Below are 23295 nucleotides of genomic sequence, written 5' to 3' on the forward strand. Positions count from 1 at the left end.
AAGCACCTGTGCAGGTGCTTTTTTTCATCGTGGATTTTTCGTATCCGAGTCGGCAGTTTATACCTTCCACGCACCCGGATGGTCGTCTTGGACCAAATCCAGCTCCACGGCTCTCGCGTTTGCCTCCACCTGCTCGACGCTCTTGCAGCCTGGAATGACGCAGCTGACAGCCGGATGCTTCAAGCACCAGGCCAGCGCCCACTCGGCCATATTCACGCCCTCCGGCACTTCGTTCTGCTTAATCTCTTTCACAAGCTTCAGCTTGGCGTTGATCTCGTCCTGGTCACGGTTCTTGCGCACGTTATCGCTGAAGACCGTCCCTGGCTTATACTTTCCGCTTAAGTACCCGCTCGCAAGCGGAACTCGCGCCAATACGCCAAGGTCCTGCTTCATGCATGAAGGGAGAACCTCTTCTTCCGGAGCTTGCTCCAGACGGTTATACACGACCTGAATGGCTTTGGCATTCACCTCTGCAGCCTTGTCGGTTTGATAAGTGTTTCTGTTGCTTCCGATAGAAATGCCCAGATTACGGATGGTTCCCGCCTGAACCTGCTTGTCCAGCATCGTCCACATATCATCATTGTTGAACACTTCATCCGAGCCGGAATGGAATTGATACAGGTCGATATAGTCGGTACGAAGCGCTTTAAGTGATTCCTCCAGCTGAATTCGAATCTGCTTCGCATCCCATGCGTTCTCCCATTGCTCATGCCATCGATGACCAAACTTCGAGGCAATGACCCAATCCTCGCGGCGGTCGCGCGACAAGAAATCACCGATGAAATTCTCGGACATATGATGAGGACCATAACATTCGGCTGTATCGAGCAGATTAATGCCCAGCTCCTTCGCATGCGTTAAGATGGCATCGACTTCCTTTTGGTTGAAATCCTTCCCCCAATCACCGCCAAATTGCCAGGTTCCCACACCGACTACCGATACTTTCAGATCGGTTTTCCCGAGACGTCTGTATTTCATATACTCACCCCTACTCATCATTTTGTGCGCCTATATCTTATTTGAAATTGCAAACGTTTGCAACTCTTGCTGCAGACTCTTTTTTTACGTCCATACACCTTATTTTCATCCACTTGCCGCATCCGGACTGTTTAATAACAAGTCGTTATGGTGAACCCTATAATACATCATCCATTCGCTATCATAGAACGGAATAAGAAAGGAGGAATCTCGGACGTGAATTCTCGGACACTGGAGCAGTGGATGCCGGACATTATGGAGAGTCTGAAAGCAAAAACACCAAATGACTTTCAACGAATGATTGATGAATTTCTCCCTTATGACCTGGCCAGAATACATAGCCATCTCGGCGATACGGACCAAACCCGATTTCTGCAGTTTCTGAATGAGGAACAGCTGGCCGATATGATTCAGGAAATGGAGCATGACCAGCAGATCGAAGTTTTGGGCAGGCTGGGCAAAGAAAGAACGGCGATCATCCTGGACTTGATGGATAACGACGACCTCGCCATTCTGCTGGATGAGCTGTCACCCGAGCAGAAAGACGAATTCCTCAAGGGAATGCGGGACGAGGAATCCCAATTTGTCCTGAATCTGATGAAATACCCGCCGGAAACCGCCGGCCGAATCATGACCAACCGTTATGTGTGGATTCCCCAGCATTACACCGTTTCGGAGGTAGTCCAGAAGCTGAAAACCTACGTCTCCATATCGGAAACGATCAACTATCTGTACGTCATAAACCAAGACAAGAAGCTGATGGGCGTGGTGTCTTACCGGGGACTCATCTTGGCCGAGCCGGATGAATATATCGTGGATATCATGCACAGCCGGGTGCTGTCCGTACCCGTGGACGCCGATCAGGAGGAAGTCGCGCAGATAATCCAAAAATACGACCTGGTCGCCATCCCCGTCGTTGAACAGGGTAACAGGCTCGTAGGCATCATTACGGTTGACGATATCCTCGATGTCGTCATTAAGGAAGCCGATGAGGACATTCGAAAAATGAACGCCACCGGGGGCAAATCCATTGACTTCAATACCAAAGCAACCGTTGCCGCCTTCCGAAGATTGCCGTGGCTGATCCTGCTCTTATTCATCGGTCTAATCTCTGGAACGATCATTTCCCGATTTGAACAGACGCTGGCACAGGTTGTGGCGCTAGCCTTCTTCATGCCCATGATTGCAGGCATGACCGGCAATACCGGCACGCAGTCGCTTGCTGTTATTGTGCGCGGCCTGACTACGAAAGAAATGACCAAGTCACTGGTGTACCGGCTGTTAGCGAGAGAGCTGAAGGTCGGATTGATGATCGGGGTAACCTGCGGCATCCTGATATCCTTGATCGCCTACTTCTGGCAGGGCAATCTCTATCTGGGCTTTGTGGTCGGAAGCTCGTTGATTGCAACCCTCATCGTGGGAACCATGGCAGGTACGATCATTCCGCTCATTCTATTCAAATTCAAAATTGATCCGGCAGTGGCCTCGGGACCGTTAATTACAACCATTAACGATATTCTCTCGCTTGTCATCTACTTTGGCATCGCGACCCTGTTTCTTTCCTATATCTAGCCGACCACTGGGATGAACATTCCCTTTCAAAAAAAAAGACTTCCGGTTCATTCACCGGAAGTTTTTTTTGGAATCCGCCACTTCGAGGATATCATCATCTCAAAAACGGCTGGGTCTTATGAAAAATTGCGGAATAGGCATGATGATGCATTTCCTTTTCTACCTTTTTTTTCTTGCAAATGATGCCACCTGGTTTATTATATATGTAGTCCAGATAATGAACTTACACAGACTAAATACGAAGTACATAGGGTTATATGTTACATGCAAAAACCTTTTGCCCAGCTTGGATCCATATGAAGTTTGCATTCAATCCAATAGAGGAGAGATGGTTATGAGTAAGAATTTATTTCATCCCGAAACAAGAGAGAAATTAATGTGGTTGAATGAGCCTGAGCATTGGGAGTTTACATCAGATGACCGGCTAATCATGGATGCTCCATCGAAAGCAGACTTTTTCAAAGACCCTGGAGGAAAACATGTTGCTCATTCTGCACCCTATCTTCATCTTCAGGTTGATTCTACCTTCCAGCTTGTAACACAGCTTCAGGTAGACATGGACCATTTATATGATTCCGGTTGCTTGATGTTGATGGCAGACGAGAACAATTGGGCCAAGCTATGTTTTGAATACAATGGTGAGTATGCTACGATTGTGTCCGTTGTTACGCAGAACGGCTTTTCGGATGATTGTAATTCTGAGCGCGTATTCGTTAGCAATCCTTATTTAAAAATAACGAAGAAAGATAGAGTTATTTCTTTTTACTACTCATCGGATGGTGAAGTTTGGAAATTGATTCGATACTTTGGAATGGATACCTCGACTCCATTTACAGCGGGTGTGGTAGCCCAATCACCGATGGGAGCAGGTTGTCGAGTCCAATTTCTGTCTTTGTTTTTATCAGAATCGGATGAGAAAAGTAGGTTTTAGTATCATCTCTTTCAAATAATGATATTTTTCCTACTCGAACTGGCCATCATACAAATGATATGGTGAGTTCATCATATCTCCTTAGTTAAAAAAGGTTGGTACTGCTTAAACATTACCAAAAAGTAATTATATCACTTCAAAGTGCGTACTTCTCAACCCGACCCCTAACGTGCAGAATGACATTAATCAAGAACATCACGTTGGGGAGATGAACCTATGAATACAGATCAACGTTCACATCATTCGCAAAAGACGGCTTTGGTTGTAGGGGCCAACGGGGTGATCGGCCGTAACCTCATCGAGTACCTTGCGACGCTTCCCGACTGGGATATCGTCGGCGTATCGCGCCGAGGCGGCGATTCCACGAACCGCGTACGTTATATCTCCGCCGACCTGCTTGATCAGGAGGATACGATCGCCAAATTAAGCTCCTCGACCGAAGTGACGCATATCTTCTATGCGGCCTACCAGGACCGGCCAACGTGGGCCGAGCTCGTCGCACCAAATCTAGCCATGCTTGTCCATGTCGTGGAAGCTATCGAGCCCGTTGCTGCCAATCTGCAGCATGTCAGCCTGATGCAGGGCTACAAGGTATACGGCGCGCATCTCGGTCCATTCAAGACGCCGGCCCGGGAGACGGATGCGAACCATATGCCGCCAGAATTCAATATTGATCAGCAGAATTTCCTGGAGGAACGGCAGCAAGGCAAAGCCTGGACCTGGTCCGCGCTGCGTCCATCCGTTGTCAGCGGATTCGCGCTTGGGAACCCGATGAATCTGGCGATGGTCATTGCCGTCTATGCCTCGATTTCAAAAGAGCTCGGCATTCCTCTGCGTTTCCCAGGTAAGCCCGGGGCCTATCACAGTCTGCTGGAGATGACCGATGCCGATCTGCTCGCCAAGGCCACGGTTTGGGCTGCAACCGATGAACGATGCGCCAATCAAGCATTTAACATCACGAACGGGGACCTGTTCCGCTGGAACGAGTTGTGGCCGAAGATTGCGAAATACTTTGGCATGGAAACCGCGCCGCCCCTGCAAATGAATCTGGAAACGGTTATGGCGGATAAAGAGCCGGTCTGGAATCGTATGGTTGAGTTGCATGGACTTGCGGAGCATTCGTATCAAGAGGTTTCATCTTGGAAGTTCGGTGATTTTGTGTTCTCCTGGGATTATGATTTCTTTGCAGACGGTTCGAAGGCCCGCCGCTTCGGATTTCATGAGTATGTCGATACGGAAGCCATGTTCATGAACATCTTTGACGAGCTCCGGCGGCGTAAAGTCATTCCATAAGTTATCGCGCAAGCTGCACGACGAAGAGCCGACTATACGTGGAATAGTCGGCTCTTTCATTTATCATACCTGTTAATGCCGATCCTCAAATGCCGGCTTCTCCAGCACCATGGCGGATTCGCCATACTTCCGTTCGATATGAATATCTCCCCATCTGCACATCAAATGAAGAATTTCCTTCAAACTCCAGCCATACTCGCTCAATTCATACTCCACCTTGGGCGGAACCTGATTATACGTCTTGCGTAATATAACGCCCTCCTCTTCCAGCTCCCGCAGATGCTGTGTCAGCATTTTCTGGGTGATCTGGGGAATCAGGCTTAAAAATTCGCTGTTGCGTCTTTTACCGAAGGTAAGATGAAATAGAATGACCGGTTTCCACTTTCCGCCGATGACCTCCAGCGTAGCTTCGACCGCGGTGTTGTACACTTTATTGATATTTTCCATGCGTACTCATCTTCCTTTCGATCCAGATACTCCCGCCCTTTTACGGTCAGGGAATGCTCTTACAAAGATATACCATCTGATTTATGCTATCAACAGGGCACCCGATAACCAGTTGGATCGAAAATTAGAATAAGCCGTCTGCTGAGACGCTCATAGGAGATGAAGACAAACATTCACACTAAGAACTACTCAAGGAAATTTCATTTAGATTATCTATTACGTAGTCACTCTTCGACATAGAACGATCGTAATTCGGATAAGCGGTGATGCAAATATCTTCGCCGATTTGTTGAACAGAATGAATCTTTACGCGTAGCGCGTCATCCATTAATTCTAAATCCGTGCCGCCGTACGGCGAGAAGGATTGCCGTCCCCCCAACACTTTGGGAGCGATATAAATCATCCATTTGTCAATAAGGTTGGCTCGAAGGAATGATCCGTTTACTTCGCTGCCTCCTTCTACCAGCAGGTCGGTAACACCTCGCTGATATAACATTTCCGATAATGCATGGAGGTCCAGCCCGAAACGGTTCACAGGGACGAACAGAACTTCAATTCCTTTTTGCTGCAGCATGTGTACTCTTTCCGGATCAGCATCCGCCTTCGTGACGACCCATGTCTTAGCTACCGAACAATCGGTAACTTTGGCATCTTCGGGCAATCTCAAATTCGAGTCTAAGATTACCCGGATGGGATTCTTCCCACTTTCTTCTGGCAGTCTGGTCGTTAGGAGAGGATCATCAGCCAAAACTGTATTAATTCCTACCAATATGGCATCGACTTTGTTTCTCAATTTATGTACTACAAGCTGTGTTTCATCGCATGTAACCCATTTTGAATGCCCCGTTGACGTGGCAATTTTCCCGTCAAGCGTCATGGCTACCTGGGAAATGATAAACGGCCGTCGTTTTGACATATTGTGCACGAATCGTTCATTGAGTAATTCGGCTTCCTTCTCCAATACACCCACATCAACTTCTATTCCATTCTCTCTCAACAATTGAATGCCCCGTCCGGCTACCTTCGAATTCGGATCCTGCATCGCCACGACAACTCTTGCGATCCCCGAATTTAGGACTAATTCTATACAAGGAGAGGTTTTCCCGAATTGAGAGCTTGGTTCCAGCGTAACATAGAGCGTTGCGCCTTCGGTATACCCTTCAGCCATCTGGAATGCATGCACCTCTGCATGAGGTTCCCCTGCTTTTCGATGAACACCTGCACCGACTACTTGTCCGTCTTTAACTATCAGTGCGCCAACAACCGGATTCGGGTTTGTTTTCCCACTGGCCGTACCTGCCAAGTCCAATGCCAGCCTCATAAAATGTTGGTCTGATTTCATATGATTACTCCTCATCATAGTATAGCGGTCTCCACTAAGGAGTCGTAAATATGACCCGATTTTTCGATCTTTGTTGTCAAATACCGATTATTATGCTCGGATACATCTCCCCAAATGGATATATGATGATCGGTTAAAAGTCCTTTTTCCCGCAAAGACTGCAGCTTTTTAGGATTGTTCGTAATCAGGGTGACTGGTTTTTGCCGCAAGCTCTGAAGTACACGAATGGCTTCTTCATAGGATCGTTGGTCATCCTCGAAGCCAAGACTAAGATTGGCCTCTACTGTATCGCATCCCTCATCTTGCAAAAGATAAGCTAACGATTTGGAGAAAAGCCCGATTCCGCGACCCTCGTGATTCGCCAAATAAAAGAGAGCTCCGCTACCGTTTTCAACGATCATACGCATGGATTGCCGCAGTTGGTAGCCGCAATCGCAACGTTTACTTCCAAAAATATCTCCTGTATGGCAAATGCTGTGCATCCGTATCAAGGTATGATCCGCATTAGCAAAATCACCATATACTAGAACGGAAGACTGTTGATATGAAGCAAGATCTGCCTGAGATAATGATTCTAGAATATCATTCTTATCCATAAATGAATTGCCTGTATTTAACCAAGTGTACCATTTAAACACGGCTTCATTATCCTCCAATTGCACAGGGAGCCGAACGGGACCAACAAGACCGATGTTGGGACTTTCTGGCTGTTTAAGAATGGTTAATTTATTGGCTAGCACTTTCCTGACCTGGTCCGTATTCATGAATACAACTCCTTGTTTGTTTAGATTGTTGTCACTCGATTGGTTTGTTTCCCTCCTTGAAAAAGTTGACAATCTTTACGTTAGCTATTACTTCTACAACCTTAAAGAATTAGGTAAGAAAACGGAAATTTTAAAAATAAACACAAAAAGCCCATGTCTGAATAGACGGAGGGCTTCCGTCGTATTCGGTAACTGGCTAGCATAGCGGATGCGAGCGATCCACCTTAGCCCCTGTAGCTTTGCGTCGCCACTTTTCAGTGGGTTTGCCATTATCGTACGATGTCATTTCATAAAATTAATCCGCGATCATTGTCGAATGTGGGAAAGCAACACCGTTCAAAAACAATCGAAAATAATAGCATTTTTTATCAATATGACTACTAAATGAATATAAAATACAATTTCATGAATTGCAACCGAAATATAAACGGATCCGAAAGGATCACCAAAGATTACCGTCTTCCCGCTTCACTTCCTCAACGATCGCTTGAACCCCCTCTTCTATCTGCGTAAGGCGTGCTCTGGAAATGCTGATTCGTATAAACTTCTTACGTTCCAGGTAATCGGACAGATAAAACAACTTACCAGGCATCACCAAGATGTTCCGCATTTTCAGCCGCTTGATCAGCCGATCTAAGTTAACGGTCTGCGGCAGCATAAACAGTTTATATATGCCGCCGTCGCCGGGCACGGCTTTAACGAGCACGGTTCCCCCGTACCTTTTCACAGCGGAGTCTAAAGCCTGCATTCTGGTTTCATATTGACTGTAGATTTTCTGTTTATGCCGTTCATACATACCGTTGCTGATATATATTTCGAGCGCTGCTTGGGACAGCAGTGAGGTATCACCATATTTTTTATAGGCATGAAATCCCTCCAGCAGCTTTTCCGGCAGCACAACGGCACCTAAACGCAGGCCTGGAAAAATAATCTTTGAAAAGCTCTTTAAGTAGATGATGTGCGAAGTTTGGTTATAAGCATAGATGGGGTCGAATCCACGTCCACTGCCCAGGTCAGCCATGTAATCATCTTCCAACACAAACACGTCATATTGGCTGGCCAGAGCGGCGATTGCTTTCCGCTCTTCCATTCGAAGCGACGTTCCAAGAGGGTTATGATACCTGGACATCGTATAGAAAAACTTAATGTTCCCCGTTTTGAACCGGTCCTCAAGTGCCCCCAGATCGATCCCGGCTGTTGAGCGAGGTATGCCAATGACGGATAATCCTTCCGACTCCAGATACTCCAAATAGTTATTGTAGCTGGGCTGCTCAACCAAAATTACCGATTTTCCGTTTGGAAACGGCATCTTCGCCAGTATCTCCAGCGCTTGATTTGCACCTGATGTCACCACGATCCGATCTGGAACGGTAAATACCTGACTGTCAGCCAGGTGGGACACAAGCGTATGGCGCAGTTTCTCCATCCCTTTCGGATCGCCATAGGTAAACAGCTCGTATTTATAGGTATCAATCGCCTTGTTCAGGCAATGCTGAAAATCCAGATACGGGAATACATTCACGTCCGGAGAGGCCGATGCAAAATCAATCCAACTCTGATCCATGTTATCCGAATCCCCGTCTTTCTGGACGACATAATAGCCGCTTTGCGAAACCGAATAAATGGCGTGCCGTTTCTCAAGCTCGGAATAGGCACGAATCACCGTGCTGATGCTGCACCCGTAGGTTTGTGCCGCACTTCGAACGGAAGGCAGCTTCTGCCCTGAACGGTACTGGCCTTCCTGAATTTTCGATTCCATATCGGTAAGAATGGATAAATACTTTTTCACGACCACGCCCCCTTGTGACTCTTATTATACAGGACCTCGCCACTGTATCGGTACAGTTGTCAAAATAGGGAATGGTTTCAAACGCATCATTATCCTATATTTCAAGTAACCATTCGCTTCTTTGGGAACACCTTCCCGACCTTAAGAATGAAGATAACTATGATAGGGAGCTGATTCGTATGTCATCCATCTCGCATACCGACTTTTTAACTACTGTACGTGAACGTCAAGCGGTTAAACATTTTGACCCGCAGCACAACCTCAGTCATGAAGAGATTAAAGAATTACTTGAGATTGCGAATACCGCACCTTCTGCTTGGAATCTGCAGCATTGGACGTATCTTGCCATTACAGATAAGGCCGCCAAAGAAAAACTGCTGCCCATCGCATATGGACAAAGGCAAATCGTTGAAGCCTCCGCTGTTATCGCGGTTATGGGAAACCTGCTGGCCCATCATCATGCTGAAGCGATATATGAGCAAGCGGTTCAGGCAGGGTTTATGCCAGAGGAGGTCAAAACGAATCTGGTCCGGCAAATTATGAATTCGTACACAAACGCGCCTGAACTCGCCCAGGAAGAAGCGATACGGAGCGCTTCCATGGCCGCCATGCAGCTCATGCTGGCTGCAAAGGCACGCGGTCTTGATTCATGCCCGATGGGCGGATACAACGCAAGCCTATTCATGGAAGCATTCGGGGTTCCGCGCCATTTGGTTCCCGTTATGCTGGTTGCGATCGGTAGGAAGTCCGTTCCGGCTCATCCTTCTACCCGTTTACCCGTAGAAGAGACGGGTTTTTGGAATCACTTCTAAGGCTCAACTAAAAAGATCTAATATTTTTAGGTGAAAAACCTAATTTTATTAGGTTTTTTGAGTGGAAAGCGTCTGATAAAATAAATACAAGCGCTTACAATGCAATGATCCAAGGAGGAAACGTGATGACCAAGCCCGTACAGCCTAACGAACCGATCGTAACCCATATCTATACCGCAGACCCTTCCGCCCATGTATTCGAGGGTAAAATTTATATTTATCCATCCCATGACCTGGATCACGAGAACACGTCCAATGATAACGGCGACCAGTATGACATGGAAGACTACCACATTCTCTCGCTGGATGATGTGAATGCTCCATGCGTGGACCATGGCGAAGCACTTCATGTGAAGGATGTTCCATGGGCGAAAAAGCAAATGTGGGCACCGGATGCTGCCTTCAAGAACGACACGTACTATTTATACTTCCCTGCCAGGGATCATGACGATATTTTCCGTCTAGGCGTAGCTACAAGTTCATCCCCTTCCGGCCCTTTTAAGCCAGAGCCTCATTACATTCCGGGCAGCTACAGCATTGACCCTGCCGTATTTGTGGACGACGACAACCGGGCCTATATTTACTTCGGCGGCCTCTGGGGCGGACAGCTGGAACAATGGCAGACCGGATCGCATATTCCGGATGCGGAAGGACCTGCCGCAGATGCGCCTGCCATCGGACCGCGGGTCGCTGAGCTGAGCGACGACATGCTTACTTTCAAGGAGACGCCGCGAGAAATATCCATCGTTGATGAGAAGGGCAACCCGATTGTCGCAGGGGACGAAGAGCGAAGATACTTTGAAGGACCTTGGGTCCATAAATACAACGGAACCTACTATCTTTCTTATTCTACCGGCTCAACGCACAAAATCGTTTACGGCACAAGTCAAAGTCCGACGGGCCCATTCGAATTCAAAGGCACGATTCTAACACCTGTTATCGGCTGGACAACCCATCACTCCATCGTTCAGTTCCAGGACAAATGGTACCTCTTCTACCATGACAGCTCCCTCTCCGGCGGGGCGGACAACAAACGCAGCGTCAAGTTTACCGAGCTGACCTACAATGAGGACGGCACCATTCAGACGATTGATCCGTACGGTAAATAAGGCAAGAGGAAGGCTGGATTCCATGACTATGGAGTTCAGCTTTTTCCATTTCAATTTTTTTACAGCTGCTTCGCTGTCGTTGTTTAGTGATATAATGAAAGTTGCTATCATTTTTTGATGTTAGTAACGGCGGATCCATCTATATCACACAGAAGAAGGAATGCAACCATGACAAAGCAGCTTATGAAACGATATATCATCCTGATTGCAGGACTATTCTTAATGGGACTTGGCACAGCTCTCGTGACCAAAGCCAATATCGGAACCTCCCCGATTGCCAGCGTACCGTATGTGCTGAGTTTAAGATTCCCCCTCTCCATGGGACTGATGACCATCCTGTTATGCCTGCTGTTTGTGGTGATCCAGGTCCTCCTGCTCGGTAAGCAGTTTCCCAGGATGCAATACCTGCAAGTGTTTGTCGGTGTTCTGTTTGGCCTATTTCTGGATATGGGCGCGTATATCGTAAGTTCGCTCAACTTTACGATGTATTTCATGAAAATTTTGGCGTTACTGACGGGCTGCATGATTCTGGCGATCGGCATCTATCTTCAAATCATGGCTAATACGATCCTAAACCCGGGTGAAGGCATCATAAAAGTCATCTCTGAAAAACTCGGTGCCGAATTCGGGAACATTAAGATCATATTCGACTGGACCCTGGTGTCCATCGGTATCGTCATCTCGCTGTTTGCTTTCGGTTCGATTGAAGGCGTACGCGAGGGTACCGTCATTTCGGCTTTTTTGGTCGGTTATTTTATCAAATTGCTGCGCCGGATCATGCTTCGTTGGCGCAGCAAAAGAACCCGGGAAGCGGTGCTCGAACAGAGCCCGTAATTTTCATGAGTTATCCTGTGGTTAAACGATATCATTTTGATTATAATGAGAGATAAGAGATAAGAGACGAAGAACGTCCCAGCGCATTCCTAATTTGGAGTGAAGCCGGGACGTTCTTTTTTTATTTAGGGAGGTATGCGGTCGAATGGATTTTCAGAAGGCACATGGGATTTTTATGCATGATCATCTGAGCAACAGAACTGGAGAAAGAAGAGGCCGTTTGGAACGAGGGCATGGTGAGGCCGAAATCTTGTTTTGCCAAAATATCTGGTGGCCGCTGCGTGGTCACTTTCGCGATTTACATCCACAATTCGAGGTGCTGGATTGGCGCGGACGATCCGAGATGGACCGGCAGAAATATGGCAACGAGTTGAATCGGGAAACCTTTTTATCCGCCATGGGGTATCAGGTGATTTCATTTGCTTGCGATAAGGGACTGCTGATTCCCGTAACCGGGTCCCAAGGCAAACATGTCGTGAAATATGAGCTTCATCCTTATGCGGCGCAGTGTCTATAACTGCTGCAGAGGAGGCATCCCGAACAGCTGGGCTCGCGCTCTGCCGTAAAATAAACAAGCTGACCCATCGTTCATGGGGTCAGCTTGTTGGCCGTACGTGAAATTCATGTGTTCCAGCCCGGCCGTTACACACCCTTTTTAAACAAAGAGAAAGAGTAAATCGCCGGAGCCGCCACAATCAGTATAATGACAGGAACGATTGCGACGGCAAGGTTCACTTTCAGGAACGCCGTGAGGATCATGAACGCTCCGCCTGCCATCCACAGGTACCCGGCAAAACGATGCGTTTTATTCCAATTATTCTGGCTGTTCAGCGTCCAAGGCAGCTTGATGCCCACCGTATAGTTCTGTTTGCTCTTCGGCAAATAATTGCCGGTGACCACGAGCAGCATGCCAACGAGAGCCGGTGCAATCGTCTGGATCGGCAGCTCGGCCCCCATGGCCTTGAACAGTGTGATCGGCATGAGAATGAGAGACAGCGCGGGGATGAGCCATAGACCCATCGTTCTTAATACCGGGGCAGCGTTCATTTTCTTAGGATCGTTGTTAAGCGCTACATTGACAACGACGTTAAGAACCGCCGTAAACAACGGAAGTACAAACGCCGCAACCGCCTTCGACACATAATTATCCGGATTGCCCGCTGCGTCCCAGTGAACAGCCACCTGCTCAGGCAATTGGTTATACAGCGTCATCGATAAAATAATTGGCAATAAACATATCAGCGTTGTTATAACCAGCATCGAACTATTCTTTTTCCTCATCTTGTTTCCCCCCGTTAAATTGTGAAAACCACAGCATGATTTCTTCGAAGACGGACACGTTGATCTCATAGTAGATATAATTTTTATATTTTGTTTCAAATATCAGTCCGGCCTTCTTCAGCTGCGACAGATGATACGAAATGGTCGCCCCGGTCATATCGAAATGCTGGCCGATCTCTCCGGCTGACATTTTGCCGCGTTTGAGCATAACCAGGATGTCCCGTCTCACCGGATCAGATAACGCCTTGAATGTTTCCGGAAACCCCAATGTGCATCACCAGATTTCTATTTAGAATTTCATCTAAATACATTATCTCTCATCCCTACACCGAATTGCAATACCTATTTTGAAAAAAATCTAAATAGAATGTAAAATGGGTATCCCGACAAGCGCTAACGCCCTGATCCAAGAAACACGTTACTTTTCTTAAAACAATAAAAATCCGCCTCAGACCAGCATACGTGCTGATCCTCAGCAGACTAACTTCATGGCTTGTTTATCCAAGCACCTTCTCAAATACCGGAAAGCTTGCAACTCTGCCCGGAAAGTTCACTTCTCCCCGCAGGTCATAACCTAATCCTTGATACAACTTGAGCGCCGCCGTATTCTTGGCATAGGTGTCCAATCGAAGACTTCGGTAACCCTCGCGTGTGCCATATTCTTCGGAGAAAGCTACTAATTTTCGAGCAATGCCTTGTCCGTGTGCTTCCGGATCAACAGCAAGGCGATGCATCATCAGATGCGGTCCCTCTACCTGCCTCCAGTTAATGGTCTGGTACTGTTCGGCCTGCGACTCGTCGAGGACAACGATTCCTAAGATGCGGCCTTCGCCCTCAGCCGCAAACAACGTTCCACGCTGTAAATCCTCACCGATGACCTCCCGGTTCGGATACTGATCATCCCATTGATCGCTGCCTCCAGCCTGCATCACACTAACGCAGCGTGCAATCAAAGCCATGATTTCTTGAAGGTCCTCTATTCGTCCTGTCCGTATGTTTATATTCATCGATGCACCTACTATTGTTTTTTTAGAACAGTTTACTATGGTTGGACAACTGTAACAACACGTAACCGTGAAACTCGATAGCATCCTACGAAATCATTCACTTTCGTGGAATAGCGTCTTTAAACGTTCCAGTTAGGATGACCATTTATCTAAGCAATGTAAGAGTCACCTCTATCGTATTATTTACGAATGAGCGCTCCGGACGGGATTTCAACATGACGGTCAGCCCAATTAGCGATACGATGAGCGCTTGTGATAAAGCTTTGGCGTTTGTGTCACTCGCAAGCTCGCCCAATTGTATGCCTCGTTCAATGGTTTCTTGAAATATGACCGCCAGGTACATCTGATGCTCCCTTGTGAGAATTTCAAATTTCTCATCATGAGGCGCAAGCTCGACCATCGTATTGATGCAAAAGCATCCTCGGCTGCGGCTTTCGGAATTTTCCTCATCAACCACATTTTCAAAAAAGGCCCGAAACGCCTCCCTAACCGATTGATGGTTTTGAAGCCTGGTTCGCACCTCGGAAGCATGCGACCTCGTGTATTTGCGCAGAGCGGTTTCGAACAGTTCTTTTTTGTCTCCAAAGGCTGAGTATATACTGGGCCGCTGAATGCCCATTCTGGAAGTCAAATCGCTCAATGAGGTAGCCTCATATCCCTTCTCCCAAAATAGCTGCATTGCGGCATCTAATACGTTCTCTTCATCAAATTCGCGGATTCGCCCCATGATTGATTACCTCTCGTTACTTTTTATTTTCAGGAAACTCCATGATCAAACTGCATGTGAATAACATTTTTTCATTACCAATCAGTATAATTAATTTTATGATGTACCGCTGCTCTTGTCAAATATCGTTTTTCTTTATATGTCAGGATAAAATCAATATAATAGATGTCACCCTAATCATTCAAAATATACGTGTTGACACGACATGAGTTTATAAGATATATTTATCGGGAAATTTATCATACCGATCAGTACACAAAAATCGAAAGGGTTTGATATATAATAAATGGAAAATTTCACAGAAAAAGAAGCAGTCCATAACGAAACTGATGCGAATGCGCTGCAGGAGACGGTGATCTCGACCGAATCCGTTTCTCGTACTCCCCTGACTCGTTACGTGACGTTATTGTTTGCGATTGCTAGCGGCATGTCGGTTGCCAATATCTACTTCGCACAGCCGCTGCTCGATCAACTATCGAACGAGTTCAACATGGACTATTCCATCATTGGAATTCTGATTACCGTCACTCAGGTCTTTTATGCATTGGGACTGCTGCTGCTGGTGCCTCTGGGGGATTTGCTGAACCAGCGCCGATTGATTATCAGTCAGATGACAATCTCCGTGGCAGCTCTGGTTATCGTTGGTACTGCTTCCTCCGGTACGATGCTCTTCGCAGGTTTGGCTTTAGTCGGACTGCTTGCCGTTGTGACGCAGACCATTGTGGCATTCGCAGCTACTATGGCTGCCCCTGCTGAAAGAGGACGTGCCGTAGGTATGGTAACCAGCGGAATTGTGATCGGCATCCTTCTTGCGCGAACCATTTCAGGGATTTTGAAGGATCTTGCAGGGTGGCGTGCGGTTTATCTGGTGTCTGCCGTGTTAATGCTGCTGATGGTTTACGCATTATATAAGGTGCTGCCAAATGTTGAGCGTAAGGAAAAGACTCTTTCCTATTCTCAACTGCTTAAGTCGGTACTGATATTGTTCCTGCAAGAACGGCTATTACGTATCCGCGCTGTGTTGGCTATGCTGATTTTTACGGCTTTCAGCATTTTGTGGACCCCATTGGTACTGTCCCTTAGCTCGCCGCCACTCTCCCTTTCGCACTCGGCTATCGGGGCGTTTGGTCTCGTAGGCGTCGTGGGTGCATTGGCTGCAGCAAAGGCCGGTAAGCTGGCCGATCGGGGTTATGGACAAAGAACGACGGGAATTGCATTGTTCCTGCTATTGCTGTCATGGCTGCCGATCAGCTACACGGAACGGTCGCTGTTTGCCTTGGTCATTGGCATTATTCTGCTGGACTTGGCGGTACAGGCCGTGCATGTCACGAATCAGAGTATGCTTTTTGCATTGCGCCCGAAGGCTCGCAGTCGGTTGGTTGGCGGTTACATGATTTTCTACTCCATCGGAAGTGCTTCCGGTTCCATTGCTTCGACCCATATTTACGCACACTTCGGCTGGAATGGGGTATGTGTGCTCGGGGCCTCCGTCAGCGCTGTTGCTCTTATATTTTGGGCTGTGACCAAAGGTGCTACAGCTCCTGTAATTAAATAAAGCTTATGACCTATACGTTTTAATAAACTTAAAAGAGAGATTTCCCATGGAGATAGGTATTACTTCGTTTGTAGAGACAAAACCGGATATTCACAACGGTGAAGTGATGAGTTACGCACAGCGATTGCGAGAAGTGGTTGAGGAGATTACCCTTGCCGATGAGGTGGGACTAGATATGTTTCTCTATATTATAGTTATGGATGCTTTCCTCAGAATATAGCAAAAGACACGCCGTATGGGCGTGCCATCATCAAGCTTTCCTTATGGTGTTTTCCCCAGGATCACCTCGCCTGTCGTCTTATTCCAGGACATCGGAATGCCAAGCTGTGATGTGATCAACTCCAATGGAAACATGCTCGAACCAGCCAGGAATGGAATGCCGGCATCTACTCGCGTCACCTTCCCGTTCACCAGAACAACAGCGGGATCGCTGGTCTTGATGGATACCGTATTCCCTCCATAAGAGAAAGACCATACTGGAAATCGATGGTTTCCGTGTTTCGGATCCGGATTAGACTGTCCGCGCTTCACTTTGATCCCGAGGCCTTCAAATACGCTAGTATACGGTACATACAGCTTGCCTTTCACTATGGCGGATGATCCGTAGAAGCTAACCTTTTGTCCGTTTACCGTCCAGGACAGAGGAGGCTGTACCAAGACTGGATTCCCATCGTTCTCGTTAGGCGAGCCGCTGCCTTGATATTTCTCTTCTCCCCAAGCCAGCACCTTACCGTCCTGATTGGTTGCATAACCTGTATATCCCTTGCTGCCCCATAATGCCGTTATACCTGTCAAACCTTTCACTTGAAAAGGCTTTGCCGTCGGGTTGTAATAATTCCACTGCCAGACCGTGCCGTCGTTTTTAAGCATAATTAAACGATTGAACCCCGTTCTTATCTCTTGGATATCTTTAAGGCCCTTCACCGCAGCCGGCGCTTGCTGCTTTTCATTCACATTCCACCGCAGCACCGTCCCGTTCTCATGCAGCAGGAAGACGTCATACCAATGCGCAGCGATTCCGGCAATGGAGGAAGTAACCAGCGGTTTAACCTCGCGAAACTCACGTTCCAGGCGGAACCGATCGTAGAAGCTGTTATATACCGTTAACATACCAACGCTGCCGTCTTTACCGAGAATCAGCGCCTCATGTCCGGCGACCACTATTGTTTTTGCATTCGTGACTCCCTTGATAGGAAAGTACTTTACCGTCATCTTTAAATGATCATTCGGATCAAACGTCGGATTCCATATCGTTGCAGTCCCATCCTTATGCAATGCGACAGAACCATGGTTTGAAATGGCCAAACTGGCTACATCCTTAAGTCCTTCCAGCTTCATCAGCCCTCCCCGTTTTTGGAAAGGCAACAAAGGGTCCCCGTTAATATAAGGCGAGTAAGAATCGCCCCAAGCCCATACGTCCCCGTTCTTGTCCAAGGCAAATGACGAATTGTCGCCTGCCGTCACCTGGACAATATCAGTTAGACCTGCGACTTGCTTTGGCACCAATTGATGGATGCTTGTCCCGTCACCTACTTGACCTGACTTGTTATAACCCCAGGCGGTCACGGAGCCGTCGTTCCATGCCGCAACGCCATGCCCGCTGCCGCCAGCCACGCTTACCGGTATGGGGCGGGAATCACCTTTCACAGCATCCGCAGCTCCTTCAGTGCCCATTGCCATACAATTGACCGTTAACAGTATCGTCACTAACATATAAGCTACTCTACGATTCAATACCTTCACGTATGAGGCCTCCATTCCGATCTTTATAATGGTATATAATACCATATCGAAAGGTAGTATGAAAAAAATAATATCTTCCCGTTTTGCTTGCTGAAATCCGTAATTCTTATGGTTGCCGGATCCAGGCTACGTCTGCTGAAACAAGGTTGCCGTCACCTGGCAGTCCGCGCACAGGAACATATAATAAATGCCTTCTCCATACTCCTCGATCTGTTCCCAATCCAGCTGCCCGATGAATGTCATGCTTTGGGAACAGCAGGAGCAGGACGGATATACGGCGTCCTGAATCCAAGACGGATAACCGCCGATTTGCGAAACCGCCGGTCCGAGCGTCCAATAGGCCGCATAATAGCTGTTTCGAGGATGGTCCGCAAGCCGTAAGGACTGCCCCGCCGCCGCATAGCTTCTATCATCCTCCTCGGAATCAGGCTTCGGTAGATATTCCGGTTCAATATTAGCTGGGCTCCATTCGGATTTTCCGTGGAAATCCACATCCATATAGATCGTTTCGTAACAGCTGCAGTTCACACAGGTACACACCCGTAGCCTCTCTCCGGACAATCCCAGGAATCGAAGCTTCGGATGGCTGATGTCCAGATCCGCCAAAGTGGTCAGGCTGCTTCCGCACCATGGACAGGAAGCGGAATTCTCCTTCAAAAATTGTGCAGGCTCGGGTTCCGCTGTATGCGCGGCATCGGAACGCACCTTTTTCTCTATGGCGTAGCTGTCATTGAAAAATAATCGGCGCTTGCTCCCATTTTCCGCGAGCTCCCAGCCCCCCTCATGCGCATAAGCTTCAGGCGGGACATATAGTTCCTTCGCCCAGGATGGAGGCACGGACCTCCATTCTTGAAATTGGTGCACGAGCTGATCATCTCCGATCCAAGCCAGGGCAAGCAGCAGATGGTTGCGATTATCGCTGTCCTGCTCTACTTGTTGTAGCAGCTCATCCCGGCTCCGGGCAGATGCATCTTTGAACAAAATGCCGGGGTAATAGACACCATGCTCCATCAATGTCGGGATACAGGATTCAAGCGACTTGTTCTGATAACAGACCAGGGACACAAGAATTTCCTGACAGGTGTCCTCATCGCCCGTTTCCAGCAGATCAAGGGCAATAGTCAGCATGCGTTCGGCCTCACCTGGAGATAACGCCGAATATACCTCTTCTCTTTTCAGCGGATAGGGAATATATCCAATCATAGGATCCCGCTTCAGCGGGGCGTGCATGATCTTAAGAACCTCTATGGGATCTGTAATCCCTTCGTATAAGTTGATGTCTCTCCGATTTTGTTCTATGTAACGCTGCCGTTCCTTACGCTCGATCTCCTGCTTGCACGGCATGCAATAACCGCCGGTCTTGGCCGCGGTTGCCGGTAGTATCGTTGCGATACAGCCTTCGCTTCGACATGGCAGCCGTTCTGTCATGCTAGCCCCTCCTTATTGGGTGTGAGTCAAATCAACTCGATTTCGGCCTCCATTCATACTCATGGCCATCCATCCTTTCTATTAACTATAGCTTTCTTCTCGTTCCGGTATCAATAAGGAGCTCTCTTAAATACTACTGACCGGTAGGCATTTGCATTTCAGCATATTAGGAGCATGATGACTGGAAGTCTTATAGCGTCTTCATGGAGTTGTGCGCACTGCTTCCTGTGCGAACCGTGCACGGCTTGGGACATGCTCTAGATGTTATCCTTTCAGATCGATTACGGTGTGTATTGTGAATAGCATACTCTTTTGTGTATATACTCTTAACGGCAGGAATCGGTTGGCGCATTGTTAAGCTCTCTCAACTCAGCGATTGCCCGAACCCTGTTCGCCACGTAGGATGTAGCGGCTGCCAGCCGTACTCCTTCCGGGCTTTGGCGTTCGAAGCGCCGCGTTCGCCCCGCTTGCCCCCCGCTTGATATGCTGGAGATGGCGCTTGCAGCGCTTCGGCATACACCGGCAGCCATACCGTTCCCGCAGCAGGCTCATCATCTACGATATTAACCGGACCCGCCGGCCAGTCCAATGCCTGCAGAGCGGCATTCGCCGCATCCTCGATATGGAGAAATGATATAACGCCGTCCGTTGCCGGAAGAGCTCGAGTTCGTACCTTTTCCGCCATGACCCCGTTGGCGTCGTACCACGTGCCGGGACCGTAGAACATACCGTACCTTAGAATGACGTGGTTCGGCATTTGGGCAACGGCATGTTCCAGCGATATGATACCGTCTATCGTGGACTTGCGAGGTGCAGGCGCCTGAACATCCAGGGGGACGTCTTCGGCGGCGGGATGATCCCCGGGTTCATAGGCCCAGGCAATGCTCTGGGCAATCATTCGTGTAACCCCATGGACCTGCGCGGCTTCTACCAGATGGCGGGTACCCTCCATCCGAATCCTCGCATTATCCTCCAGATTCCATTGGCTTAACGAAGTGAGCTGATGGATAACGACATCCGGCCGTACTTCCCCGATCGCAGCTATCATCCCTTGTCGATCAAAGGCATCCGCCACGATCGCTCTTGCTCCCCATGATTCGATCAACCCTTTCCGCTGAGGATTGTGGGTCATGCCTGTAACTTCATGACCGGCTTGCACCAGTTTGGGAAGCAACCGCTGGCCGATCACTCCGGTAGAGCCCGCTACGAATATTTTCATAAATGACAACCTCCCGCATACTAGATATAAAATGAATGTGGACCTTCGGGATTGAAAGACGTTAGAAGGGCCGTGCTCCCATTGCATATTGGCGATTTGACAGTTCTTATCTTAGCATGATGGATAGGCATCCTTAAGGGCCACTTTTCATCGGGAAGACCATGCCAATTCATCCGATCGTGAGATTTGCTCGACAAACGGAATCACTGATTAAGTAAGTGCTTTGGACTCACAATGACAAGCGTGACAGAGTACTCGTAGTTTTTACAAGCACGACAGGGCGCATTGTGACAAGCGTGGATAGAACACCCGCCGTTTGATAAGTGCGCACAGTATCGTATTATTACAAGCGACAGGATACTCGTATTTTGACAAGCACTAAGCACACACAGCACTCGAGTTCGACAAGCGCGTTAGCACCCGCTGTCAGTGAACAAAGCATTTAGTTAGACAAGTGCACCGTAGATTTACTCGACAGAGCACGCAGCACTCACATTCTTCGTTCAACGCAAAAACGCACCACATCAAGTGGTACGTTTTTGGGGAACAGCCTTCTCCTGTCATTACTCTTCGTCTATTACATCACTTACTGATACATGCATGCGGCTGTGCAGCTGCTGGCACTCCGGCTGATCGCACACGCCATAGAAGGTAGCGATTCGATTGGTATCCACCGTATCGATTTGAGCGCTGCAATGCCTGCACAAGATGACACCCATATTCACCTTTTTAACGGAATTGTTCATGCTTCACTCATCCTCTCTTGGTATCAGATTTGTGTTCGAACTTTCCAGCCAACGGCTTCCTGCTTAATTACAGACCGAACCTCCATTCTCGCTTCATTCCCTTTGGACTCGATCCATCTCCAATTAAGCATGCTATATATGCATCTTTTGTAATTAATGTACAACATAAATATATAATACACAATATATATTCGGAAAATAGTTTTATTTTGTTATATATGACGTCATATTTATGGAGACAACATAAAAAACCACTCCCGATCGTAATGGAAAGCGGTTCATGGCCTAAATTTGTGAATATCATGCGAGCATATGCTTTTTTAATCAATTGGAAGAACTATATCGCTGTCAAGCATAGCGTGAAAGCAATACCTATTGCTAAACCCGCAAAACACGAGTTATACTAGCCATCATAAGGACGTGAAGAACACGCCGCTTCTACGCAAAGTGCCCCAATGAAGGATTGGGGATGCATTGTATGGGGCGGCTTTTTTTATTGTCTAGCGCAATCGCATTCCATCTATTACTAAGGAGGGTAACTGGTCATGTCACGGTTTAATCAACAATATGAGCTCTGGATACACACGAATATGTTGAATGAAAAGAATCCCCGCAGGCTCGAAATCCTTCATAAAGGGTTAGGCCACGGCACCATCGAGTTTCTGCGCTCGGTATGGTTTCCGGCGATCGGTAATTTCAATGACTTGCATCCGGAATGGGAAGTACGCGATTTCAGCAATGGTTATCGTTATTTGGACCTTGCCTATATGCCCGGTGATGGGAGAGGAGGCATCGAAATCCAAGGATACGGACCGCATGCCCGCGATCTGGACGTCAGAAGGTTTAAGGATTTATGCCGCCGTCACTGCTTATTGGCACTGGATGGTTGGACATTCCTTCCCATTGCCTACCCCTCCATCGTCGATGAGCCAAAACAGTGCCAGCAGCTCATCTTATCCTTCGTCGGCAGGTTTGTGGCGTCGGATGTGCCAGCTTCCTTAAGTTGGCTGGAGGCAGAAGCTGTCCGATTTGCGCGCCGACTTCTGCGCCCGATAACCCCCTTAGAACTCGCTAATCATCTTAGGGTGAGTGACCGTCATACCCGACGTTTATTGCATAAACTGGTCGAGCTCCAGATTCTGGACATAGCAAGCGGAAAACAACGAGCTCGTACCTATAAACTGCGCTTGTAATGGCAGTAAAGACGGAGCATGCAACAGTTCTTGTAAATATTGCAGGTATTGCAGTTCTTACAGATATTGCAGATATCGCAGGTATTGAAGGTATTGAAGATATCGCAGGTATTGAAGGTATTGAAGATATTGCAGTATCCGGAGACGAATGTTAGTTACACTAAATGGACATCAGATCCGTTATTTCGAAAAAAACAGCCACTTTACCCGATCTTCCGGACTCAGAATCCGTTATTTACTTTAAATAACACGAATTATCACCATATTCTATGTAATAGCGGATCTGGAGTCCTCATATAATCCCAGACCCACCAATCTAGACGAAATAGAGGATCCTCTGTCCTCAATCGTTGCAACAGTCAGCCAAACACGAGCCCGTACCAATAAACTCCGCTTGTATTGCAGTACTGACGGGAGCATGCAACAGTTCTTGCAGATATTGCAGATATTGCAGATATTGCAGATATTGCAGATATTGCAGATATTGCAGATATTGCAGATATTGCAGATATTGCAGTTCTTGCA

Annotated in this window: 22 protein-coding genes, 2 pseudogenes and 1 riboswitch; of the genes and pseudogenes, 11 read left to right on the forward strand and 13 right to left on the reverse strand. The window is 47.7% G+C overall.

What is annotated here, in order from left to right:
* Positions 1-57 precede the first annotated feature (57 nt).
* Positions 58-978 (reverse strand): aldo/keto reductase, encoded by a 921-nt coding sequence (locus tag PLA01S_RS30890; RefSeq protein ID WP_127596381.1) that lies wholly within the window; start codon positions 976-978, stop codon positions 58-60.
* A gap of 216 nt (positions 979-1194) precedes the next feature.
* On the opposite strand from PLA01S_RS30890, the gene mgtE reads away from it, so the two are divergent.
* The 3 genes from mgtE (at position 1195) to PLA01S_RS30905 (ending at position 4774) form a co-directional block, all read left to right on the forward strand.
* Positions 1195-2550, forward strand: a complete 1356-nt coding sequence (gene mgtE / locus PLA01S_RS30895) for a magnesium transporter (protein WP_127596385.1) — start codon at positions 1195-1197, stop codon at positions 2548-2550.
* Between the two features lie 334 nt (positions 2551-2884).
* Entirely contained in the window at positions 2885-3481 is a 597-nt protein-coding gene (locus PLA01S_RS30900; protein ID WP_127596388.1) for a DUF1349 domain-containing protein, read from the forward strand.
* Positions 3482-3697: 216 nt separating this feature from the next.
* On the forward strand, positions 3698-4774 hold the full coding sequence (locus PLA01S_RS30905) for an SDR family oxidoreductase (protein WP_127596391.1): 1077 nt from the start codon (positions 3698-3700) through the stop codon (positions 4772-4774).
* Positions 4775-4846: 72 nt separating this feature from the next.
* Here PLA01S_RS30905 and PLA01S_RS30910 read toward each other — a convergent pair whose 3' ends face one another.
* The 4 genes from PLA01S_RS30910 to PLA01S_RS30925 form a co-directional block, all read right to left on the reverse strand.
* Entirely contained in the window at positions 4847-5221 is a 375-nt protein-coding gene (locus PLA01S_RS30910; protein ID WP_127596394.1) for a winged helix-turn-helix transcriptional regulator, read from the reverse strand.
* A gap of 178 nt (positions 5222-5399) precedes the next feature.
* The gene (ribD, locus tag PLA01S_RS30915; protein WP_127596398.1) at positions 5400-6563 is read right to left on the reverse strand and encodes a bifunctional diaminohydroxyphosphoribosylaminopyrimidine deaminase/5-amino-6-(5-phosphoribosylamino)uracil reductase RibD; all 1164 of its coding nucleotides are present in this window, start codon (positions 6561-6563) and stop codon (positions 5400-5402) included.
* A 14-nt stretch (positions 6564-6577) separates the two neighbouring features.
* On the reverse strand, positions 6578-7327 hold the full coding sequence (locus PLA01S_RS30920) for a GTP cyclohydrolase II (RefSeq protein ID WP_127596401.1): 750 nt from the start codon (positions 7325-7327) through the stop codon (positions 6578-6580).
* Between the two features lie 184 nt (positions 7328-7511).
* A riboswitch (cyclic di-GMP riboswitch) is annotated at positions 7512-7605 on the reverse strand.
* Between the two features lie 164 nt (positions 7606-7769).
* Positions 7770-9116, reverse strand: coding sequence for an aminotransferase-like domain-containing protein (locus PLA01S_RS30925; RefSeq protein WP_127596404.1), 1347 nt, complete (start codon positions 9114-9116; stop codon positions 7770-7772).
* Between the two features lie 179 nt (positions 9117-9295).
* Here PLA01S_RS30925 and PLA01S_RS30930 point away from each other — a divergent pair, with 179 nt between their 5' ends.
* From PLA01S_RS30930 to PLA01S_RS30945, 4 genes and pseudogenes are all read left to right on the forward strand, one after another.
* Positions 9296-9928, forward strand: a complete 633-nt coding sequence (locus PLA01S_RS30930) for a nitroreductase family protein (protein WP_127596407.1) — start codon at positions 9296-9298, stop codon at positions 9926-9928.
* 125 nt (positions 9929-10053) lie between these two features.
* Positions 10054-11037, forward strand: a complete 984-nt coding sequence (locus PLA01S_RS30935; RefSeq protein ID WP_127596410.1) for a glycoside hydrolase family 43 protein — start codon at positions 10054-10056, stop codon at positions 11035-11037.
* Between the two features lie 168 nt (positions 11038-11205).
* Positions 11206-11871, forward strand: a complete 666-nt coding sequence (locus PLA01S_RS30940; RefSeq protein ID WP_127596414.1) for a YczE/YyaS/YitT family protein — start codon at positions 11206-11208, stop codon at positions 11869-11871.
* 145 nt (positions 11872-12016) lie between these two features.
* Positions 12017-12301, forward strand: a pseudogene (locus PLA01S_RS30945) (hypothetical protein); the annotation flags it as partial.
* 212 nt (positions 12302-12513) lie between these two features.
* Here the strand turns inward: PLA01S_RS30945 and PLA01S_RS30950 are convergent.
* The 4 genes from PLA01S_RS30950 to PLA01S_RS30965 all read right to left on the reverse strand — a co-directional run bounded on the left by PLA01S_RS30950 (position 12514) and on the right by PLA01S_RS30965 (position 14886).
* Entirely contained in the window at positions 12514-13152 is a 639-nt protein-coding gene (locus tag PLA01S_RS30950) for an SdpI family protein (protein WP_127596421.1), read from the reverse strand.
* On the reverse strand, positions 13136-13420 hold the full coding sequence (locus tag PLA01S_RS30955; RefSeq protein WP_015736836.1) for an autorepressor SdpR family transcription factor: 285 nt from the start codon (positions 13418-13420) through the stop codon (positions 13136-13138). The genes PLA01S_RS30950 and PLA01S_RS30955 overlap by 17 nt, the downstream gene beginning before the upstream one ends.
* 229 nt (positions 13421-13649) lie before the next feature.
* Entirely contained in the window at positions 13650-14111 is a 462-nt protein-coding gene (locus tag PLA01S_RS30960; RefSeq protein WP_246059987.1) for a GNAT family N-acetyltransferase, read from the reverse strand.
* Between the two features lie 193 nt (positions 14112-14304).
* On the reverse strand, positions 14305-14886 hold the full coding sequence (locus PLA01S_RS30965; RefSeq protein ID WP_127596428.1) for a TetR/AcrR family transcriptional regulator: 582 nt from the start codon (positions 14884-14886) through the stop codon (positions 14305-14307).
* Between the two features lie 286 nt (positions 14887-15172).
* On the opposite strand from PLA01S_RS30965, the gene PLA01S_RS30970 reads away from it, so the two are divergent.
* Complete coding sequence (locus tag PLA01S_RS30970; RefSeq protein ID WP_174819286.1) at positions 15173-16441, forward strand: MFS transporter; 1269 nt, start codon at positions 15173-15175, stop codon at positions 16439-16441.
* Positions 16442-16487: 46 nt separating this feature from the next.
* Positions 16488-16622 (forward strand): annotated as a pseudogene (locus tag PLA01S_RS30975) (LLM class flavin-dependent oxidoreductase); the annotation flags it as partial.
* An 80-nt stretch (positions 16623-16702) separates the two neighbouring features.
* Here the strand turns inward: PLA01S_RS30975 and PLA01S_RS30980 are convergent.
* The 4 genes from PLA01S_RS30980 to PLA01S_RS30995 all read right to left on the reverse strand — a co-directional run bounded on the left by PLA01S_RS30980 (position 16703) and on the right by PLA01S_RS30995 (position 21577).
* Positions 16703-18184 (reverse strand): stalk domain-containing protein, encoded by a 1482-nt coding sequence (locus tag PLA01S_RS30980; RefSeq protein ID WP_127596431.1) that lies wholly within the window; start codon positions 18182-18184, stop codon positions 16703-16705.
* 126 nt (positions 18185-18310) lie between these two features.
* Positions 18311-19612, reverse strand: coding sequence for a DUF1963 domain-containing protein (locus tag PLA01S_RS30985; RefSeq protein WP_127596434.1), 1302 nt, complete (start codon positions 19610-19612; stop codon positions 18311-18313).
* Between the two features lie 364 nt (positions 19613-19976).
* Positions 19977-20831, reverse strand: a complete 855-nt coding sequence (locus tag PLA01S_RS30990) for an NAD-dependent epimerase/dehydratase family protein (protein WP_127596436.1) — start codon at positions 20829-20831, stop codon at positions 19977-19979.
* Between the two features lie 563 nt (positions 20832-21394).
* A complete protein-coding gene (locus PLA01S_RS30995) occupies positions 21395-21577 on the reverse strand; it encodes a GapA-binding peptide SR1P (protein ID WP_127596439.1) in 183 nt (60 codons plus the stop codon).
* A 545-nt stretch (positions 21578-22122) separates the two neighbouring features.
* Between PLA01S_RS30995 and PLA01S_RS31000 the strand changes: the two genes are divergently transcribed.
* A complete protein-coding gene (locus PLA01S_RS31000) occupies positions 22123-22770 on the forward strand; it encodes a transcriptional regulator (protein WP_127596442.1) in 648 nt (215 codons plus the stop codon).
* Positions 22770-22925 (forward strand): hypothetical protein, encoded by a 156-nt coding sequence (locus PLA01S_RS32210; protein ID WP_164817555.1) that lies wholly within the window; start codon positions 22770-22772, stop codon positions 22923-22925. The genes PLA01S_RS31000 and PLA01S_RS32210 overlap by 1 nt, the downstream gene beginning before the upstream one ends.
* Positions 22926-23295: the final 370 nt, after the last annotated feature.

Origin of the sequence: Paenibacillus lautus NBRC 15380 (assembly GCF_004000945.1) — a bacterium.
GTDB classification, from domain to species: Bacteria; Bacillota; Bacilli; order Paenibacillales; family Paenibacillaceae; genus Paenibacillus_AQ; species Paenibacillus_AQ lautus.

What these genes read in the sequence shown, in the direction of transcription:
- PLA01S_RS30890 (WP_127596381.1), bottom strand. Translation starts at nt 978, where the DNA reads ATGAAATACAGACGTCTCGGGAAAACCGATCTGAAAGTATCGGTAGTC.
- PLA01S_RS30900 (WP_127596388.1), top strand. Translation starts at nt 2,885, where the DNA reads ATGAGTAAGAATTTATTTCATCCCGAAACAAGAGAGAAATTAATGTGG.
- PLA01S_RS30905 (WP_127596391.1), top strand. Translation starts at nt 3,698, where the DNA reads ATGAATACAGATCAACGTTCACATCATTCGCAAAAGACGGCTTTGGTT.
- PLA01S_RS30910 (WP_127596394.1), bottom strand. Translation starts at nt 5,221, where the DNA reads ATGGAAAATATCAATAAAGTGTACAACACCGCGGTCGAAGCTACGCTG.
- ribD (WP_127596398.1), bottom strand. Translation starts at nt 6,563, where the DNA reads ATGAAATCAGACCAACATTTTATGAGGCTGGCATTGGACTTGGCAGGT.
- PLA01S_RS30920 (WP_127596401.1), bottom strand. Translation starts at nt 7,327, where the DNA reads ATGAATACGGACCAGGTCAGGAAAGTGCTAGCCAATAAATTAACCATT.
- PLA01S_RS30930 (WP_127596407.1), top strand. Translation starts at nt 9,296, where the DNA reads ATGTCATCCATCTCGCATACCGACTTTTTAACTACTGTACGTGAACGT.
- PLA01S_RS30935 (WP_127596410.1), top strand. Translation starts at nt 10,054, where the DNA reads ATGACCAAGCCCGTACAGCCTAACGAACCGATCGTAACCCATATCTAT.
- PLA01S_RS30940 (WP_127596414.1), top strand. Translation starts at nt 11,206, where the DNA reads ATGACAAAGCAGCTTATGAAACGATATATCATCCTGATTGCAGGACTA.
- PLA01S_RS30950 (WP_127596421.1), bottom strand. Translation starts at nt 13,152, where the DNA reads ATGAGGAAAAAGAATAGTTCGATGCTGGTTATAACAACGCTGATATGT.
- PLA01S_RS30960 (WP_246059987.1), bottom strand. Translation starts at nt 14,111, where the DNA reads ATGGCTTTGATTGCACGCTGCGTTAGTGTGATGCAGGCTGGAGGCAGC.
- PLA01S_RS30965 (WP_127596428.1), bottom strand. Translation starts at nt 14,886, where the DNA reads ATGGGGCGAATCCGCGAATTTGATGAAGAGAACGTATTAGATGCCGCA.
- PLA01S_RS30970 (WP_174819286.1), top strand. Translation starts at nt 15,173, where the DNA reads ATGGAAAATTTCACAGAAAAAGAAGCAGTCCATAACGAAACTGATGCG.
- PLA01S_RS30985 (WP_127596434.1), bottom strand. Translation starts at nt 19,612, where the DNA reads ATGACAGAACGGCTGCCATGTCGAAGCGAAGGCTGTATCGCAACGATA.
- PLA01S_RS30990 (WP_127596436.1), bottom strand. Translation starts at nt 20,831, where the DNA reads ATGAAAATATTCGTAGCGGGCTCTACCGGAGTGATCGGCCAGCGGTTG.
- PLA01S_RS30995 (WP_127596439.1), bottom strand. Translation starts at nt 21,577, where the DNA reads ATGAACAATTCCGTTAAAAAGGTGAATATGGGTGTCATCTTGTGCAGG.
- PLA01S_RS31000 (WP_127596442.1), top strand. Translation starts at nt 22,123, where the DNA reads ATGTCACGGTTTAATCAACAATATGAGCTCTGGATACACACGAATATG.
- PLA01S_RS32210 (WP_164817555.1), top strand. Translation starts at nt 22,770, where the DNA reads ATGGCAGTAAAGACGGAGCATGCAACAGTTCTTGTAAATATTGCAGGT.